Consider the following 16,569-nt stretch of genomic DNA (forward strand, 5'->3'; position numbering starts at 1 on the left):
ACACGTTCCGTCTTTGGGTGAGAGCCGCGAAGTTGTCTTCGACTCTTTATCAACAAACAGCCAATAAAAATCCATTTTGTGCTGACTGCATGCCCGGCTATGCGAAGAAGATGAGGCAACAAGGTTTATGTGATTACCCCAATATTCGATTCCGGAGGGATGAAGACGGTTTCGTTGAGGGTTACATCCCCAAGCAGAAAAAAGTCAATGGGAAACATCGGAGTTAACGAAAACAGGGTGAATTATCTCATCACCAAATTTGGCCTGCCGCTCATCATCGCTGCCGGCATGGTGATGGTTGGGATAGTGGTTTGGAAGCTGTTGAGGAAATCAAAAACCCCGTCAACAGGCGAAGCCGACAGGGTTAAAAAAATTCAGATAGGTTTTTATACCAATTTAATCAAAGAATGCAATTTATTAAGACCTCAAGTGCTTGTTTAAGCTGAATTTATACAATGCAAAATTAGATGAAATTGGTATTATTATGACACACAAAAAGTTATATGAGAAGTATCTCAGAATTTCTCAGAACGGTTCCGTCAATGTCTGCCTAAATAAGCTCTCTAATCCAATGATGAGTACCTATCACACCCTGCTCCCAGCGACGATGTACCTCCCCTTCCGCAAAACCTCTTAGACATCCAGGAGGAAATAAAAATGAGCGCCAAGATATTAGGCCAAATTTGGGATCTCAAGCTTCCCCCAAATCAACGAATAGTGCTTATGGCCATGGCAGATTCGGCGGATCACAATGGGGAGAACATCTACCCTTCTATCGGCCTCATTGCCTGGAAGGTGGATTACTCAAGGCGTCAAGTCCAGAGAATCATCAAGGAACTGAAACAAGCTGGGATCCTAATTGAGGTTAGGCCAGCGACTGCAAAAAAATCCACTACGTACAAAATAGACCTTTCTTTGGCTCAAAAAAAACCTCCTTATACGTCTGCTAGGGGTGACAATATGTCAGGGGTGACATCCAGATGTCATAGGAGGGGTGACACCCAGATGTCATAGGAGGGGTGACACCCAGATGTCACCCGATCAGTCCTATAACCCTTTAGATCACTACTCTACTTTTCGCGCGCGAGACAAAAGTGATTTTCCAGAACCCCTGGAGAAATTCTGCGAGCGGATTAATTTACCGAAAGATGTCACTCCTGATTACGTTCCTAAGATTGCTTTGGAATGGGCGGACTTCTTTCAACGCCGCTGCGGCATGGGTCGGGATATGACCCTCAAGGCAATGACCATGTTCGGCGACTGGTGTACTCAGGGGGTGACTATCGAGGATGCGGAGATTGCCTGCCAGATGATCGGGGCAAGGAGAGATTTGAGCACGCTGAGCCCAAATTATTTCAAACCAGTAATAGAGGACGTCCTGAAGGAAAAACAATGGGCAAAAGAAAACCCGGTTAGCCGTGGGGACCAACCGGGCACTTAAGAATCTGGAACATCGGATATTGAACCGGCGGCGGAACCTCATGAACCGCTATGCGTTAGCCCTGCGGATGCAGGATCGGGAGATGGTGCAAGATTCTCTGGTGGCTATGCGGCGTTTCAACCGGAAGAACCCCACCGTGGTGATTACTTCCAAAGCCCTGAAGAAGTCCTTGAAAGCCTGGGCGCGGGTATCTGGGCAGGCCCAACATGGGATTATCCTCTCTAAGAATTTGCGGGGGCTCAGTGGCGAGGTGAGGTTTGCTTTGCAGGGTAGGGGCAGCCAGGTTAATGAAAGGGGGGGCAATTTTCACTTGCACAGGTAGGTCATTTTTACACTGCCGATGACACCGGTTCATCGCAAGGTGGTCTCTTAACCGAAATGTTTGCCTGGATAAAGCTGAGTGGAAATGGGTAGAAACAGGTGCTTAACTGATTTCTATCTGGATTAGATTTCGCTTTTGACATTTTATTCGCTTAGAAAGTCTACTTCTTAACGTATCAATCACATCGAAAGGGATGATGGTTTACAGGCAAAAAATTGAAAAGAGGCATTTTTATGAAAGATAGCGACCGCAAAACCCTAACCAATGATGCGGGCATTCCTGTATCCAGCGACGAGTTCTCCCTAACCGTAGGGCCCGATGGCCCGATTCTGCTGCATGATCATTACCTTATGGAGCAGATGGCCAACTTCAACCGGGAGATGATTCCGGACCGCCAGCCCCATGCGAAGGGCTCGGGGGCCTTCGGATATTTCCAAGTGACCCAGGACGTCAGCGCCTACACCAAGGCAGCCGTTTTCCAACCGGCTACAAAGACCGAAGTGCTGGCCCGGTTCTCCACGGTGGCCGGTGAGAGCGGCAGTCCCGACACCTGGCGGGATGTGCGCGGCTTTGCGCTCAAGTTCTACACCACCGAGGGCAACTACGACATGGTAGGGAACAATACGCCGGTGTTTTTCGTGCGCGATCCCATGAAGTTCCAGCACTTTATTCATTCGCAGAAGCGCCGTGCGGACAACGGCCTGCGCGATCACGACATGCAGTGGGATTTCTGGACCCTGTCGCCTGAGTCCGCCCACCAGGTTGCCATTCTGATGAGTGATCGCGGAGTTCCCAGGAGTTATCGGCACATGAACGGCTATTCAAGCCACACCTTCATGTGGATCAACGCCAAAGACGAGCGCTTCTGGGTCAAGTACCACTTCAAGACCGACCAGGGTATTGAGAATCTCATCCAGGAGGAAGCTGACCGGATCGCCGGTGATGAAGCCGACTACCACCGCCGCGACCTGTTCGAGGCGATTAAGCAGGGCGATTACCCCAGCTGGACGCTGAAGGTGCAGATCATGCCCTTTAAAGAGGCAGACACTTACCGGTTCAACCCGTTTGATCTGACCAAGGTCTGGCCCCACGACGATTACCCGCTGCACGAAGTGGGTCGGCTCACCCTGAACCGCAATCCAAGCGATTTTCACACCGAGATCGAGCAGGCGTCATTCGAACCGAATAACCTCGTCCCCGGCATCGGCCCTAGCCCCGACAAGATGCTGCTTGCCCGCCTACTTTCTTACGCCGACGCCCATCGGGCACGCCTCGGCGTCAACTACGCGCAGATCCCGGTCAATCGGCCGAAGAGCCCGGTCCACAGCTACAGCAAGGGCGGCGTCATGCGAATTGATAAAGTCTCCGATCCAGTGTACACACCGAACTCCAAGGGCGGCCCCAAGGCTGACACCGAGCGGTATCCCGAGGTGGCCACTTGGAGTACTAGCGGTGAATTCATTCGTGCCGCCTACACAAAACGCAAGGACGATGATGATTTTGTCCAGGCCGGCACCTTGGTGCGTAAAGTGATGGATAACGCCCAGCGTGACCGCCTGGTGTCCAACGTGGTAGGGCACCTAAAAAACGGCGTGTCCGAACCTGTATTGAGGCGTGCGATTGAATACTGGCGTAACATCGACAAGGACATCGGCGATCGCATAGCCAAGGGCGTTGATCTCAGATAATTGTGAGAGAGTTGAAGTGGCTATCTGGCTTAGCCTTTGTACACGTTATCGCCAACTGCGTAACTCCTATAACTATAGAAAGCGATAAGCGCTGAAAGCCCCACTTTTTTGAGAACTAGTTCGCATTTTGGCTGATTGCTCGATGGCATTAGCCCCGCCACCTCATACCAATTTAGTTAAAGAATGCAATTTATTGAGGCTTCAAATGCTTGTTTAGACTGAATCTATAGAATGCAAAATTACATGAAATTGGTATCAGCAGCGAGGCCGATTGACAAATCAAAATCAGGTTGACAAAACACGGATTGTCCCCAAAAAACCCCGCTAGGCCAGTCCCGGCGGGGCTTGGTAGATAATGTCAACGTGTTGATATTAATTTATATTAGGTGTCTGTCATGACCGACCTCCTCCGCACCGAAATCCAAATCAACCCTGGCCGGGTCCAGCAGCGTCTCAACCAACTCATCCGGGCCGGGGAAGGCACACTGCCTTTCTGGGCTGCGCTCCTGATGGCCTTGCAGAGCACCAGCGGAAAGGAGGGACCCCGACTGCTGTTTCGTTATATGCTGGACAGGGGGGCCGCCATGGCTTGAAAGCCAATTTCTACCAGTTATACCGCCTCGTCATTAAGCTGGACAAAGCCGGGCCATAGTTTTCCTTGCCTGTCCTGATTAACCAGCCCAGCTTCGCGTAGGCGACGCAGATCGCGTTGCTTCGTTTTGTCAGTTAGTTGAGCGTAGAGCGCAAGATACCAGGGTGCACGGCGCAGCTCAGCTAGAGGAACAGGTTGTCCTGCATTCAGGATTTGAGAGACGATCGCGTATTGTCGGTCGTTGATCTCCTTTTCGTCGTGGCGGCGCTTAATGTCGTTCTCGAACAATAGAATGTTGATGAGTTGATTCACCCGGTCGTGCAGTTTTTCTAAGCTGGTCAGCATCCCCTCGAGGAAGAATTCGATAAAAGGAGTGTTCGGGTACGCAGTTTTTCGGTCGGCCGCCTTACGGCAGATATTAATCAAAGTGAAATAGCGATCGACATGTTCAAAGTAGTAGCGCGCTTGTGCAAAGGGCGCATACCGAAAACCTTCAGCTTGTAGCAGGGCTGCCTCAATAATACCAATTTCATGTAATTTTGCATTCTATAGATTCAGTCTAAACAACCACTTGAAGCCTCAATAAATTGCATTCTTTAACTAAATTGGTATAACCCGCCCAACACGGCCATTGCCATCCCAAAAAGGATGGATGAGTTCATAATAGTAATGAACCAATGGAGCGCGGATTAGAACGGGCACGTCTTCCGCCTGCAACTTTCGGTGCCACTCGACCAAATTTTCCAGCAGCAGGCGAATGTCCGCGCCGTACTGCGGCGGCTTGTAGCGGCCACCATGGGCTGCATCGCCGACAAAAGTGTTGATCCCCTTGGGGTTGTCCCGTAATAGGCCTGGTTGGTTGTGCTCATGGGGGAGCTTCGCGGTAATTGCAGCATGGATCTGGCAGATGAACTCTAGATCCAGAACCCAACCAGGACTAGTGGCCATGTTCCTAGATAGATTATAGGCAGCCTTAAGATTAACGACCCGCTGCTGCTCGGTGTCCTTCACCTTGCGTGGATCTAGCTCTAGAGCAATCTGCGTCTCCTTCTCTGAAAGGGCGCCACCCTCAATGCTATTGGTGCCAAAGACGCTGCTGACCGCAACTTCCCGTTCCAGCCGATTAGCGACCTGAGAAAGGGGGGAACCGCGAAAACGCCGTTGCGCATCGCTGACCCGCTGGTAGAGGATCTCGACTCGACTGGCATCAACCCCAATTTGAAATAAAAAAGGGCCAAAACGGGCAGTCTCAACTCGGATGCGATGCTCAGCGAGCTTAAAAGGCACCATATTTGTCCTCAATAATGTCCACCTATATATTACAATATTACTTTATAAAATCATTGGCTTGCATATATAGGCGGGGGTGTTTATGTCCAAATTTATGTCCAGTGGAGTTTGCCCACACTGATCTCTATGAAAACGCGGAATTACCATTAGAAAAACGGTGGATGTAACCACCGTAACCTTTTGCTAGAGCAAGAGCGCCAGGGGAAAGGAGGGGATTGTCAACGTACCTAGGGGCCAAGCCTTGTCTATTGCCGCCTAAATATCAAACTCCCAGAGAAGCGCTGCACAAAGCTAGGCCCTTTACCTGTGCAGGGTCCAGGGCGTGCAGCTAGTGGAAAATAGGCGGGGTGTTAACTTCTGCCCCCAGATATTGAAGTTTAACGTTAAACGTTATACATTTCTCGATGATTAAAAGCTTCCGCTGCCAAGAGACCCAACGTCTGTTTGAAACCGGCAAATCCCGCCGGTGGCAAAGCATTCGCAAGGTGGCAGAGCGCAAACTCGTTCAATTGAACAATGCGCGGGAGCTACGGGACCTAGCCTCTTCGCCAGGCAACCAACTGGAAGCATTGGAAGGCAGCCGAGCTGGACAATACAGTATCCGAATCAATAAGCAGTGGCGGGTGTGCTTTATCTGGACGAGCGAGGGACCGGAAGCCGTTGAAATTGTGGGCTATCATTGAGGAGGTAAACCTATGTTTAAAAATGGGATGCGCCCAGTTCATCCTGGAGAAATTTTGCGCGAGGACTATCTTGTGCCGCTTGAAATGAGCGTTAACGCGTTGGCGAAAGCGCTTCATGTGCCCACGCCGCGCATTAATGAGATTGTGCGGGAGAGGCGTGGGATTAGCGCGGATACCGCGTTGCGATTAGCCCGCTATTTTGACACCACCCCTCAATTCTGGCTGGGACTACAAGCCGAGTACGACCTGCGCGTTGCTGAAATAAAAGAAGCCAAACGTATTATCAGCGAAATCCAGCCGCGGCATGCTGTTTAATTAGAAAGGGAATGGTAGGAGCTTGGAACCTGGGTTTAGGGGCCAAGCCTTGTCTATTGTTGCCTAAATATCGAGGGTGTCAAGTTTTTTGTGTAACTAATTTTCACTTGGGCATCCGCTCAGCGAAGAGGATGACGAATTGATTGAGGGCGGCCTTCCAGTCCCGAATGGGTTGAGTCCATTTTTTGGTGATATTGTTCAGGGCCAGATAGAGCACCTTGAAAATGGCTTCATCCGTGGGAAAAGCGCCCCGGTTTTTCAAGACTTTTCGTAGTGAATAGTTCAAGGATTCGATGGCGTTGGTGGTATAAATGGCTCGCCGGATCTGGGGTGGGTAATCAAAGAAGACCGTCAGCCGTGACCAATCGGCCCGCCAGCTGGGGCTGATGGCCGGATATGTCTCATCCCAACGCGCTGAGAAGCGCTCTAGGGCCTGTTCGGCCTCGGCCAGGGTCGCGGCGCCATAGATGGCCCGCAGGTCGGCCGCCACGGCCCGGCGCTGTTTCCAGGGGACATACTTCAGCGAGCCGCGCACCTTGTGCACGATGCACAGCTGAACCTGGGCCTGTGGAAACACCGCCTCGATGGCCTCAGGCAGGCCCTTGAGCCCGTCCACGCAGGCAATAAAGCAATCCTCGACCCCCCGGTTTTTCAGCTCATTGAATACCGACAGCCAGAATTTAGCCCCTTCGTTTTCACTCATCCACATCCCTAACAGCTCTTTCTCTCCCTCTAGATTGACCCCCAGGGCTAAGTACACTGCTTTCGTTTTCACCATGCCCTCCTGGCGTGATTTCACAAACAAGGCATCAAAATATAGGATGGGATAGACGGCCGATAGGGGCCGGCTTTGCCAGGCCCGCACCTCCTCCAACACCGCATCGGTCACCTGGGAAATCAGCGCCGGGGAGACCTCCACCCCATAGAGCTCTTCCAGCTGCGCCTCAATCTCTCGGGTCGAGAGCCCCCGGGCATACAGCGCTAGCACCTTCTCATCAAAGCCCTCCAGCCGACGCTGACGTTTCTTGACCAATTGCGGCTCAAAATTCCCATTGCGGTCCCGTGGCACCTCGATTTCCAATTGCCCCGCCTCGCTCTGAACCCGCTTCTTGCTCTTGCCGTTGCGGCTGTTGCCACTGCCCCGACCTTCCTGAGCATGGGGCGCGTACCCTAGGTGCTCAGTCAGCTCAGCCTCCAAAACCCGCTCCACCAAGCGCTTGCTCAGCTGCTTCAATAACCCATGCTCGCCCAGAACCTCTTTCGGGCTATTGCACTCCTTCAGAAGTTCATCCAGCAACTCATCGGTCTTTTTTTCAATACTGGTCATCAGTGCTTTCTCCTTGTTGTTAATTACAGATCACCAGTTACACAGTTATTTGTACACCCCCTCTTTAGAGCATCAGCGGAAAAGGGGGTTGGCGCTATACTCCCACGCTGGTTGTAGGTAAGCGGTCGTCAATTGAACCCAAGCCATTGAAGAATGAATAAGCAGTCCAACCCATATTTGACTGAACTATGGTTAGAATCCGTATATACATCACCCGTTTTTTGCCCGTTGCTGTAGGACATTGTGGAATAAGAAAGCTACCTGAAGGGCTGCTTTTAAGTTTTTTTCTGAGATCGGCTTCTCAAGAAATTTAAAGATAGCCCCTTCATTGATCGCGTCTACCTCGGTGCTTTTATTGCTTTGGTCAGTAAGCAAAATGCGTACGGTTTTAGGGTAAATATCCCGCGCCCGGCGGAGAAACTCGACGCCCTCCATCTTAGGTATGCGCTGGCCTGCCATCACGACGTCAACTGGGTGGACAGCAAGTAAATCCAGGCCTTCCAAGGCATCTCGGCAGGTCAGCAGGCGGTAAGGCTTCTCGCGTAACAGCTGCTGCAGCGTGGCTGCTGCCAGGGGGTCGTCGTCCACCAGCAGGAGGGTGGGGGGGTGGCCGGAGCCTATTTCAGAGGCTTGTATCAAGCGCTTATTTTCCCGTACCCATGGGGCGAGCTGCTCTGGCGGTAGGGGGCGGCTAACATAATAGCCCTGAATGGCATGGCAGCGTTTTGCCTGCAGGAAGGCCACTTGGGCCTCCCTCTCCACGCCTTCGGCCATCACTTCCAGCTTCAGGCTATGGGCCAGGGCAATAATAGCCTGGGCGATGGCCGCATCATCCGGTTCCCGGGTGATATCCCGGATGAAAGCGCGGTCAATTTTTAACTGGTCCAGAGGAAAGCGTTTGAGGTAGTTGAGCGAGGAATAGCCGGTACCAAAATCATCAATGGCCAATTGGATCCCCCGCTCCTTGAGAGCATGCAAAGTAGTAATCGCCCCTTTGAGATCCTGCATCAAGAGGCTTTCGGTGATTTCCAGTTTTAGGACTTTGGCCGCCAGACCGCATTGGCCTAAGATTTGGTCGATTTGGGCAATGAATTTGGTCTGTAGAAATTGCCGGGCCGAGAGGTTGACAGCGATGGTGAGGGGCGGTTCCCCCGTGACCTGCCAAGTTTTCGCCTGGGCACAAGCGGTGTTGAGCACCCACTCGCCAATGGGCACAATCAAGCCATTCTCTTCGGCTAAGGGAATGAACTGGGCAGGGGAAATCCACCCCCGGTGCGGGTGCTGCCAGCGCAGTAAGGCCTCCACCCCCATGACCCGGCCATTTTCCAGGCTGACTTGGGGTTGGTAGTGGAGCTTTAGCTCCCCCCGATCTAAGGCAGAGCGCAAGCTATTTTCGAGGGATAAACGCCGGATGGTTTCCATGCTCATCGCCGGGGTATAGTATTGCAGACCGCGCCTGCCTTGGTTTTTGGCCCGATGGAGGGCGATGTCGGCCTGCTTCAACAGTGTGCGAGCCTTTCGCCCATCCTGGGGAAAGAAGCTCACGCCGATACTGGCGCTGATAAAAAACTCTTGGGTTTCTAACTGAAAAGGCGCTTCCAGGGTGTTGAGTATCCGCTGGATGGTAGGCTCTACCCCTGTTTTCTCCGGCAGATCTTCCAGTACCAGGACAAACTCATCCCCGCCGAGGCGGGCGGCCGTATCCCCCTCCCGGAGGCAAGCCTCCAGGCGGGAGGCGACGGCTTGAAGGAGGGCGTCCCCAGCAGAATGGCCCAGGCTGTCGTTGATCAACTTGAAATGATCCAGACCCAACCCCAGGACAGCGACCCACTGGCGAGTCCGGCGGGCACGAGCGAGGGCATGAGACAGTCGATCTTGGAGGAGGTTTCGGTTCGGCAGTCCAGTCAGGGTATCGTAATTGGTTTGGCGTTCTAGTTGTGCCTCATAAGCCTTATATTCCGTTACATCTTTTCCAATCCCAATCCGGCTGCCATCAGAGAACCTGATATTGGCCCAGCGGGTCTCCAACACTCGCCCATTGCGTGAGTGGATGCGGAGATCTCCCCATCGGGGGTGGGCATCTTGCATGAACGCCAGGGTTTTCTGATAGTCATCGGGATCGGGAGAGCAGGCTGCCAAAATATCTATCTGTTTGGCTTCTTCCAAAGACCAGCCCAACAGGTGCTCAGCTTCCCGGTTCAGCCATTGCAGTTGGCCTTGGGGATCAAAGTGAGCAATCATGACAGGAATACGGTCGAGAATGGTTTGCAGGAACTCTTGATGTTGCTTAAGGGCGGCCTCAGCTTGTTTGCGCTCGGTAATATCGATCCAATAACCCACAATTTCTAAGGGTTGTCCATCTGCAGCACGGACCAGGTGCTGGCCATTATGTATCCAGCGGTAATGTCCATCCCGGTGCTGGAGGCGGTATTCATAGTAGAGCTTATTGTGCCGGAAGAGGCTTTTTAGTTTGGTGAGGACTCGGTCCCGGTCCTCTGGATGCACCCGGTTAAGCCAAAAATCAGGGGTATCAATGAAATCCTTGGGTCTATACCCCATCTGTGCTTGGATATTGTCGCTGATAAAGGTCGTTGCATAGGGAGCCCGGAGCATACGGCTATAAATGATGGCGGGGCCGACGGTCAGTAGATGCTGCAGTCGCGCCTGTGCTACTTTAGATGCTTGCGCCTTCTTGTTGGTTTTTCTGCGATAATTTTGCATAGTTGATGGTTCCTGAGTGACTTCAAGGATTCAACTTAGCGGGTACCCTTACTGGAGGGTATTTTTTAGCTGTTAAAGGATAACGGCCTAATATTTGAGTTCTTTAGTAGGTTTTTTCAAATTATGGTGAGAGGCGGGAGAGGTAATTTGAACTCGGCTTCTCATTCAACTCGTGTTTTTTTGCCAAAAAACCTCTAATTAATGAGATATTTTTTGCTGTTTTTCGGCTTAGACAGACTCAGCAGGTCTCGACAGTCTTGACGCGAACGGAAACCAACCCCTCCCGTACAAAACCCAGTTCCCGCGCGGCGCGGTAGGAAACGTCCAGAAAGCGACCCATGACAAAGGGACCCCGATCATTGACCGTAAGCACCACCGAGCGGCCGTTCTTTTGGTTTGTCACCCGTATTTTGGTGCCGAATGGGAGACTGCGATGCGCTGCCGTCAAGCCGTTCATGTCGAATACCTGTCCGTTTGCCGTGCGTCGACCATGATGAGCGCGGCCATACCAGGATGTGGTGCCCTCTTCGTCATAATCCCGTGCCTCCTCACAGCTCAGCGGCGATGCCGTAAAGCGGTAGACTGTGGAGCCAATTTGCCCGCACCCCAACGGAACAAGGGTTATTAGGATCACGACGGAGGAAGCTAGAACGTCCTTGATCGGAGAGGCTTTTTGCCGCAGCATGGGGGCCTCTATCGTCGGCGCTAGCTTGCGAGCCGCCAAGAGCCGTCCGGCTGGCGGCAGGCGGTGCCGTAGGTCTGGACGGTCTCGCCGCCGACTATGGATTTTGCCGTATATTCCCGGCAATAGCGCCCGTTGTTCGTTTGGAAGGTCTCGTGTGGGGTTACCTGATGACGTTGGTTTTCCCCTGGGGTGCGCCACTCGATGGTCTTACCGTCAGGCGCGTATTCCAGTGCTTGATCGATGCAGAGATGGTCGGCCTTATCCATGGTGCGTCCGATTTCGCCGCCGAGAAAGAAGCCGGCCAACGTACCCCCAATAATGGCGATGATCCGTCCGCGCCCATCGCCGATCTGCGACCCTGGAAAAACAGTTGTTCCAACACTCTTGAAAAACATAACTGAGTCCCAATTTTTCAACAGGAAGAGCTGATCAGAACAATCAGCATCAATAAGGAGGTGCAGACATGTTCGGTAATCTGGTCAATTTTGAGGCTAGCTTGTTCGATGAGTTCAGGCGTCTGGAACGGGATATGGATCAACTGTTTGGGGCGACACCCTGGCCAAGCGGTATTCGAGCGGTGGAGAGGGGAACCTACCCGCCTCTCAATGTGGGAAGCACTCCGGATCGGGTCGATGTCTACCTATTTGCGGCGGGTTTGGATCCTAAGAGTCTGGATATTTCCATTCAGCAGAATCTGCTGACCGTGGCCGGTGAGCGCAAGCTAAGCACCGAGGAGGGAGTCAATTATTACCGCAAAGAGCGTTTCGATGGCGCCTTTCGCCGTGTCGTGACCCTACCCGAAGATGTGAACCCGGATCAGGTGAATGCCCGCTATCGGGACGGGGTCCTGCATGTCACTATCCAGCGGCGCGAGTCGGCTAAGCCGCGGCAGATCGAAGTAAAATGATCAGCAGGAGGGGACAAAATGGCCGAGACAAAAGAAGTGGCAAGAGAGGAAGCTAAGGCGGCTCAGGAAGCACAGGAGATGGAGCGTGCGCTCCGGCCTGCGATAGATATCTTTGAGGATGCTGCGGGCATTACGTTACAGGCGGATATGCCGGGCGTATCGCGGGATCGGCTCCAGGTGCATATCGACAGGGATACCCTGTCCATTGAGGGTAGGGCGGATATCTCGGTGCCGGAAGGCATGCAGGCCCTCTATGCCGATGTTCGCTCTACCCGCTATCAACGCAGTTTTTCCCTCAGCAGAGAATTGGATGGGGACAACGCCCAGGCCACTCTGAAAGAAGGGGTTTTGACCCTGCGTATCCCGAAGCGAGAGGAGCATAAGCCTCGTAAGATCCAGGTGCGCACTGAGTAGCCAAACTATTTGGCTTCCCCTCATTATTAATAGAGATAAAAAAATCGCTCCGGTCCCATGGGGCCGGAGCAACTAGAACGAAGATAGCCGCTTGAAGGGGAAGGTTCTTAGCGCAATTCTTAAAAATCCTCGCCCGAGAGGGTGGAGAAAAGCTAGATCATGCATTTAACCCTCTGGAAAGGCAATTTAATACCAATTTAATCAAAGAATGCAATTTATTAAGGCTTTAAGTGCTTGTTTAGACTGCATCTATACAATGCAAAATTACATGAAATTGGTATAACTCATAAAGAATAAAGACAGGAGCGCTTTGATGATTCAAGTAGAAGCGTTGACCAGAACTTACGGTGATCTGACGGCAGTCGATCAGGTCTCCTTCGAAATCGGTCAGGGCGAGATTGTGGGATTGCTTGGCCACAATGGTGCGGGCAAGACCACTATTATGAAAATGCTAACCGGCTATTTGGAACCGACCAGCGGTTCCATTGAAATCGATGGCCTGGATATCGCAACCCACCGTGAAGTTGTCCAGAGTTATATCGGGTATCTGCCGGAGAACGATCCCCTTTATCCTGAGATGACGGTAATCGATTATCTTGATTATGCCGCTTCGTTGCATGGTGTTCCCAAAGGTGAACGGGCGGAGAGAATCCGGGAGGCCATTGATAGCACGGAACTGTCAGTCAAGGCGACGGATACCATTGGGACTCTTTCCAGGGGGTATTGCCAACGGGTAGGCGTGGCTCAGGCGATTCTCCATAATCCTCGCCTACTCATTCTTGATGAGCCCACCAATGGTCTGGATCCCACCCAGGTGCAGCATATGCGGGATCTCATTCGGGCTTTGTCAAAGCGGGCCACCGTCATCCTCTCCACCCACATTCTGCAAGAGGTTCAAGCTATCTGCGATCGGGTCATCATTATCCGCAACGGTCACAAGGCGCTGGACGCCACCATGGACGAGTTGCAGGCCGGCAGGCGGCTCTTGGTTGCCGTTGATGCCGGGCCGGAGCAGGCGCTGGACCTGTTCAAGTCGGTCGACGGTATTCAGTCCGTGGAATCATTGAGTGCATGGGGGCCGGGGCACCGTTATGCCCTCGCCCTGGACAGTCAGGGCCAGCTCGCTGACACCGCGCCTAATGTTGCCAAGCGAATTGCAACGGCGGGGTGGAAGCTCTACGCCTTGCAACCGGAGCGCCGGGATCTGGAAACTATTTTCGGTGAAATCTCAGCACAGGAGGGGAGGTAAGCAAGATGGGGAATGCACTGAGAATTGCGCGCAAAGAGTTTGCCGGCTTTTTCTCCTCGCCTACCGCTTTTATCTTTCTCGGCGCCTTTCTGGCGGTCACTCTGTTCATCTTCTTTTGGGTGGAAACCTTTTTCGCCCGTAATATCGCCGATGTGCGGCCCCTGTTCGAATGGATGCCGCTATTGCTGATTTTTCTGGTGGCGGCCATCACCATGCGCATGTGGTCGGAGGAGCGGCGCGCCGGCACTCTGGAGTTTTTGCTCACCACACCGGTCAAAAGCTATCAGTTCGTGCTTGGCAAGTTTTTCGCCTGTCTGGCATTGGTGGCCGTGGCGCTGCTGTTGACTCTGCCCCTGTCACTGACCGTGAGCCTCGTGGGCCCCTTGGACTGGGGGCCGGTGTTTGGAGGGTACCTGGCCACGTTGTTTCTAGCAGCCGCTTATGCCGCCATCGGGTTATTCGTGAGCGCCCGTTCGCCCAATCAGATCATTAGCCTGATTCTGACGGCGGTAGTCTGCGGTTTTTTTTATTTGCTGGGTTCCGATGCCCTGACTGGGCTATTCGGCAACCGGGTTTCGGAGTTTCTTAAACTATTGGGTTCTGGCTCACGCTTTGACTCCATCACCCGTGGCGTGATTGATCTACGGGATCTCTACTATTATTTGAGTCTGGTCGGGGTTTTTCTCTCCCTGAATGTTTTCGCATTGGAATGGCTGCGTTGGGCCGGTAACCCGAGCAATACCCACCATCGGCGCTGGGGGTGGGTGACTGGATTATTAGTTGCCAACTTCCTGGCGGCCAATCTGTGGTTGGCGCCCCTGGGCTGGGTCCGCGCCGATGTCACCCAGGGCAACATCTACTCCATCTCCGAGGCGACCCGAAGCTACCTGGCGCAGCTGCGGGAGCCCATGCTAATTCGCGGCTACTTCAGCGCCCAGACTCATCCGTTGTTGGCGCCGTTGGTGCCCCGCCTGCGTGATTTGCTGGAAGAGTATGGGGTAGCCGGCGAGGGCCAGGTGCGGGTTGAATTCATTGACCCCCAGGCCCATCCGGAGCTGGAACAGGAGGCCAACGAAAAGTATGGTATTCAACCAGTGCCCTTCCAGTTCGCCAGTAAGTATCAGGCTTCGGTGGTCAATTCCTACTTCAATATTCTGATTCAATATGGGGATCAGTACGAGGTCTTAGGTTTCCAGGATCTTATTGAAATCAAGGTCCAGAGCGAGACCGATTTGGATGTGGAGCTGCGTAATCCCGAGTACGATATCACCCAGGCCATCAAGAAGGTGCTTTACGCCTATCAAGGGGCCAGCGAACTGTTCGAGAATATCCCCCATCCGGTGAGTTTCAAGGGGTATATCTCGGCGGATGAGAAGTTGCCAGAAGTGCTCCAGTCGCTCCGTCAGGATTTGGAAGTTTTACTCGATGAGCTGCGTGAGGAGTCGGGCGGCAAGATGACCGTGGATATCCGCGACCCGGATGCCGAAGGGGGCGCATTAGCCGAGCAAATCAGAAGCGAATTCGGTTTTCGCCCCATGGCCGCCAGTCTGCTCGATGCCAATACCTTCTGGTTCTACATGACTCTCGAAGGGGAAGGACGCACCATCCAAGTACCCTTGCCGGAGAACTACGAAAAGGCCGGGCTTGAACGCAGTATTGACGCCGCCCTCAAGCGCTTTTCCCGGGGTTTCCTCAAGACTGTGGCCCTGCACACCCCGCCCTCGACGCCTTCCTTGCCCCAGTTCGGTATGGCGGGCGGGGGTAAGCGCTTTAACTGGCTGCGGGATACCCTGGCGGAAGAGCACAATGTCACCGCTGCGGATCTGAAAAACGGACAGGTGCCTTCCGATACCGACCTGTTGCTGTTGGTTGCCCCCGATACCCTGGACGAGAAGCAGCTATTTGCCGTGGACCAGTTCCTGATGCGTGGCGGCACCCTAGTATTGGCCACTGCGCCCTTCGATATCGACACCCAGGAGACCCTTGCCGCCAGCAAACACGATTCGGGGCTGAAGGATTGGTTGGCCCATCATGGTCTCCAGCTTGGGGAGCAGATGGTGCTCGATCCCCAAAATGCGGCCTTCCCGATTCCGGTGGATCGCCAGGTTGGGGGATTCGTGGTGCAGGAGACCCAGCTGGTGGATTACCCCTATTTTATCGATATCCGCAATGACGGTATGTCCCAGGAGGGGGATATCACTGCCGGCCTCAATCAAGTCACCATGACTTGGGCTTCCCCCATCACTATGGATGAGCAGAAGAACCAGGGGCGTCAGGTCACCCGCCTGCTGGAAAGTTCGGATCAATCCTGGACCTCCGATAGCCTCAACATCCAACCTGACTTCCGCGCCCATCCTCAGCTCGGTTTCCCCATCGGCGGGGAACAGGGCAGGCAACTGTTGGGAGTGATGGTGGAGGGTCGCTTCGACTCCTTCTTCAAGGATAAACCCTCGCCTCTGGCCACGGTAGAGGAAGAGGCTGACCCCGACAATGAGGAGACAGCAGCAGGCGCCGAGGAAAGTGAGTCCAAGAATCCCGAGAACGAGGAGACGCCGGAACCGGTGATTACGCGGGTGATTGAGCGCTCACCCGAGTCATCGCGTATCCTTCTGTTTGCTTCCAACAGCTTCCTCACTGACGAGATGCTGGATTTGGCTGCCGCCGGATTGGGTACCCGCTATCTCAAGCCGGTGGAATTGGTGGAAAATGCCATCGACTGGTCCCTGGAAGAGGAGGGTCTGCTTGCCATCCGTGGCCGAGCCCAGTTTTCACGCACCCTTGCACCCTTAGGTCGGGACGCCCAAATGTTTTGGGAGTACCTCAATTATGGTCTGGCGCTGTTCGGTTTGCTGCTGGTCTGGTTGCTCCGCAGGCAGGTCAACCAACAGGCGCGGCGGCGCTATGCTGCAGTGTTGGGTACGGCCAAATAAGAGGA

18 protein-coding genes are annotated in these 16,569 nt (G+C 53.3%); 12 read left to right on the forward strand and 6 right to left on the reverse strand.

The genetic code is table 11. The features are described from left to right. Positions 1 to 207: 207 nt before the first annotated feature. The 6 genes from NHAL_RS05635 to NHAL_RS05660 all read left to right on the forward strand — a co-directional run bounded on the left by NHAL_RS05635 (position 208) and on the right by NHAL_RS05660 (position 4,044). Positions 208 to 441, forward strand: coding sequence for a hypothetical protein (locus tag NHAL_RS05635; RefSeq protein ID WP_013032198.1), 234 nt, complete (start codon positions 208 to 210; stop codon positions 439 to 441). A 216-nt stretch (positions 442 to 657) separates the two neighbouring features. Next, positions 658 to 1,014: a helix-turn-helix domain-containing protein gene (locus tag NHAL_RS22420; protein WP_013032199.1), complete on the forward strand. Its 357-nt coding sequence runs from the start codon at positions 658 to 660 to the stop codon at positions 1,012 to 1,014. Positions 1,015 to 1,030: 16 nt separating this feature from the next. Beyond that, positions 1,031 to 1,441, forward strand: coding sequence for a hypothetical protein (locus NHAL_RS05645; RefSeq protein ID WP_013032200.1), 411 nt, complete (start codon positions 1,031 to 1,033; stop codon positions 1,439 to 1,441). After that, positions 1,419 to 1,763 carry a hypothetical protein gene (locus tag NHAL_RS05650; protein WP_041354671.1) on the forward strand — a complete coding sequence of 115 codons (345 nt, stop codon included), beginning with the start codon at positions 1,419 to 1,421 and terminating at the stop codon, positions 1,761 to 1,763. Before NHAL_RS05645 ends, NHAL_RS05650 begins: the two co-directional genes overlap by 23 nt. A gap of 233 nt (positions 1,764 to 1,996) precedes the next feature. Further along, entirely contained in the window at positions 1,997 to 3,451 is a 1,455-nt protein-coding gene (locus tag NHAL_RS05655) for a catalase (RefSeq protein WP_013032202.1), read from the forward strand. Positions 3,452 to 3,846: 395 nt separating this feature from the next. Further along, on the forward strand, positions 3,847 to 4,044 hold the full coding sequence (locus NHAL_RS05660) for a hypothetical protein (protein ID WP_013032203.1): 198 nt from the start codon (positions 3,847 to 3,849) through the stop codon (positions 4,042 to 4,044). A gap of 17 nt (positions 4,045 to 4,061) precedes the next feature. Here NHAL_RS05660 and NHAL_RS21475 read toward each other — a convergent pair whose 3' ends face one another. Continuing rightward, positions 4,062 to 4,388, reverse strand: a complete 327-nt coding sequence (locus NHAL_RS21475; RefSeq protein ID WP_203434362.1) for a hypothetical protein — start codon at positions 4,386 to 4,388, stop codon at positions 4,062 to 4,064. A gap of 255 nt (positions 4,389 to 4,643) precedes the next feature. Further along, positions 4,644 to 5,345 carry a Fic family protein gene (locus NHAL_RS21480; RefSeq protein WP_203434363.1) on the reverse strand — a complete coding sequence of 234 codons (702 nt, stop codon included), beginning with the start codon at positions 5,343 to 5,345 and terminating at the stop codon, positions 4,644 to 4,646. A gap of 392 nt (positions 5,346 to 5,737) precedes the next feature. Here NHAL_RS21480 and NHAL_RS05670 point away from each other — a divergent pair, with 392 nt between their 5' ends. Both NHAL_RS05670 and NHAL_RS05675 read left to right on the forward strand, forming a co-directional pair. Further along, on the forward strand, positions 5,738 to 6,016 hold the full coding sequence (locus NHAL_RS05670) for a type II toxin-antitoxin system RelE/ParE family toxin (protein ID WP_013032204.1): 279 nt from the start codon (positions 5,738 to 5,740) through the stop codon (positions 6,014 to 6,016). Between the two features lie 12 nt (positions 6,017 to 6,028). After that, positions 6,029 to 6,331 carry a HigA family addiction module antitoxin gene (locus NHAL_RS05675; protein WP_013032205.1) on the forward strand — a complete coding sequence of 101 codons (303 nt, stop codon included), beginning with the start codon at positions 6,029 to 6,031 and terminating at the stop codon, positions 6,329 to 6,331. A 103-nt stretch (positions 6,332 to 6,434) separates the two neighbouring features. On the opposite strand, the gene NHAL_RS05680 is transcribed toward NHAL_RS05675, so the two are convergent. From NHAL_RS05680 to NHAL_RS05695, 4 genes are all read right to left on the reverse strand, one after another. Then, on the reverse strand, positions 6,435 to 7,658 hold the full coding sequence (locus NHAL_RS05680; RefSeq protein ID WP_013031487.1) for an IS256 family transposase: 1,224 nt from the start codon (positions 7,656 to 7,658) through the stop codon (positions 6,435 to 6,437). 210 nt (positions 7,659 to 7,868) lie between these two features. Beyond that, positions 7,869 to 10,379, reverse strand: a complete 2,511-nt coding sequence (locus NHAL_RS05685) for an EAL domain-containing protein (RefSeq protein WP_013032206.1) — start codon at positions 10,377 to 10,379, stop codon at positions 7,869 to 7,871. A gap of 238 nt (positions 10,380 to 10,617) precedes the next feature. Continuing rightward, the gene (locus tag NHAL_RS05690; protein WP_203434364.1) at positions 10,618 to 11,103 is read right to left on the reverse strand and encodes a septal ring lytic transglycosylase RlpA family protein; all 486 of its coding nucleotides are present in this window, start codon (positions 11,101 to 11,103) and stop codon (positions 10,618 to 10,620) included. Continuing rightward, on the reverse strand, positions 11,085 to 11,459 hold the full coding sequence (locus tag NHAL_RS05695; RefSeq protein WP_013032208.1) for a hypothetical protein: 375 nt from the start codon (positions 11,457 to 11,459) through the stop codon (positions 11,085 to 11,087). The genes NHAL_RS05690 and NHAL_RS05695 overlap by 19 nt, the downstream gene beginning before the upstream one ends. A gap of 68 nt (positions 11,460 to 11,527) precedes the next feature. Between NHAL_RS05695 and NHAL_RS05700 the strand changes: the two genes are divergently transcribed. The 4 genes from NHAL_RS05700 to NHAL_RS05715 all read left to right on the forward strand — a co-directional run bounded on the left by NHAL_RS05700 (position 11,528) and on the right by NHAL_RS05715 (position 16,564). Further along, positions 11,528 to 11,971 (forward strand): Hsp20/alpha crystallin family protein, encoded by a 444-nt coding sequence (locus NHAL_RS05700; protein WP_013032209.1) that lies wholly within the window; start codon positions 11,528 to 11,530, stop codon positions 11,969 to 11,971. A gap of 18 nt (positions 11,972 to 11,989) precedes the next feature. Next, positions 11,990 to 12,385, forward strand: a complete 396-nt coding sequence (locus tag NHAL_RS05705) for an Hsp20/alpha crystallin family protein (protein ID WP_013032210.1) — start codon at positions 11,990 to 11,992, stop codon at positions 12,383 to 12,385. 313 nt (positions 12,386 to 12,698) lie between these two features. Next, positions 12,699 to 13,634 carry an ABC transporter ATP-binding protein gene (locus tag NHAL_RS05710; protein ID WP_013032211.1) on the forward strand — a complete coding sequence of 312 codons (936 nt, stop codon included), beginning with the start codon at positions 12,699 to 12,701 and terminating at the stop codon, positions 13,632 to 13,634. A 5-nt stretch (positions 13,635 to 13,639) separates the two neighbouring features. After that, the gene (locus NHAL_RS05715) at positions 13,640 to 16,564 is read left to right on the forward strand and encodes a Gldg family protein (RefSeq protein WP_013032212.1); all 2,925 of its coding nucleotides are present in this window, start codon (positions 13,640 to 13,642) and stop codon (positions 16,562 to 16,564) included. Positions 16,565 to 16,569: the final 5 nt, after the last annotated feature.

The sequence above is a fragment of the Nitrosococcus halophilus Nc 4 genome (assembly GCF_000024725.1).
Classification (GTDB): domain Bacteria; phylum Pseudomonadota; class Gammaproteobacteria; order Nitrosococcales; family Nitrosococcaceae; genus Nitrosococcus; species Nitrosococcus halophilus.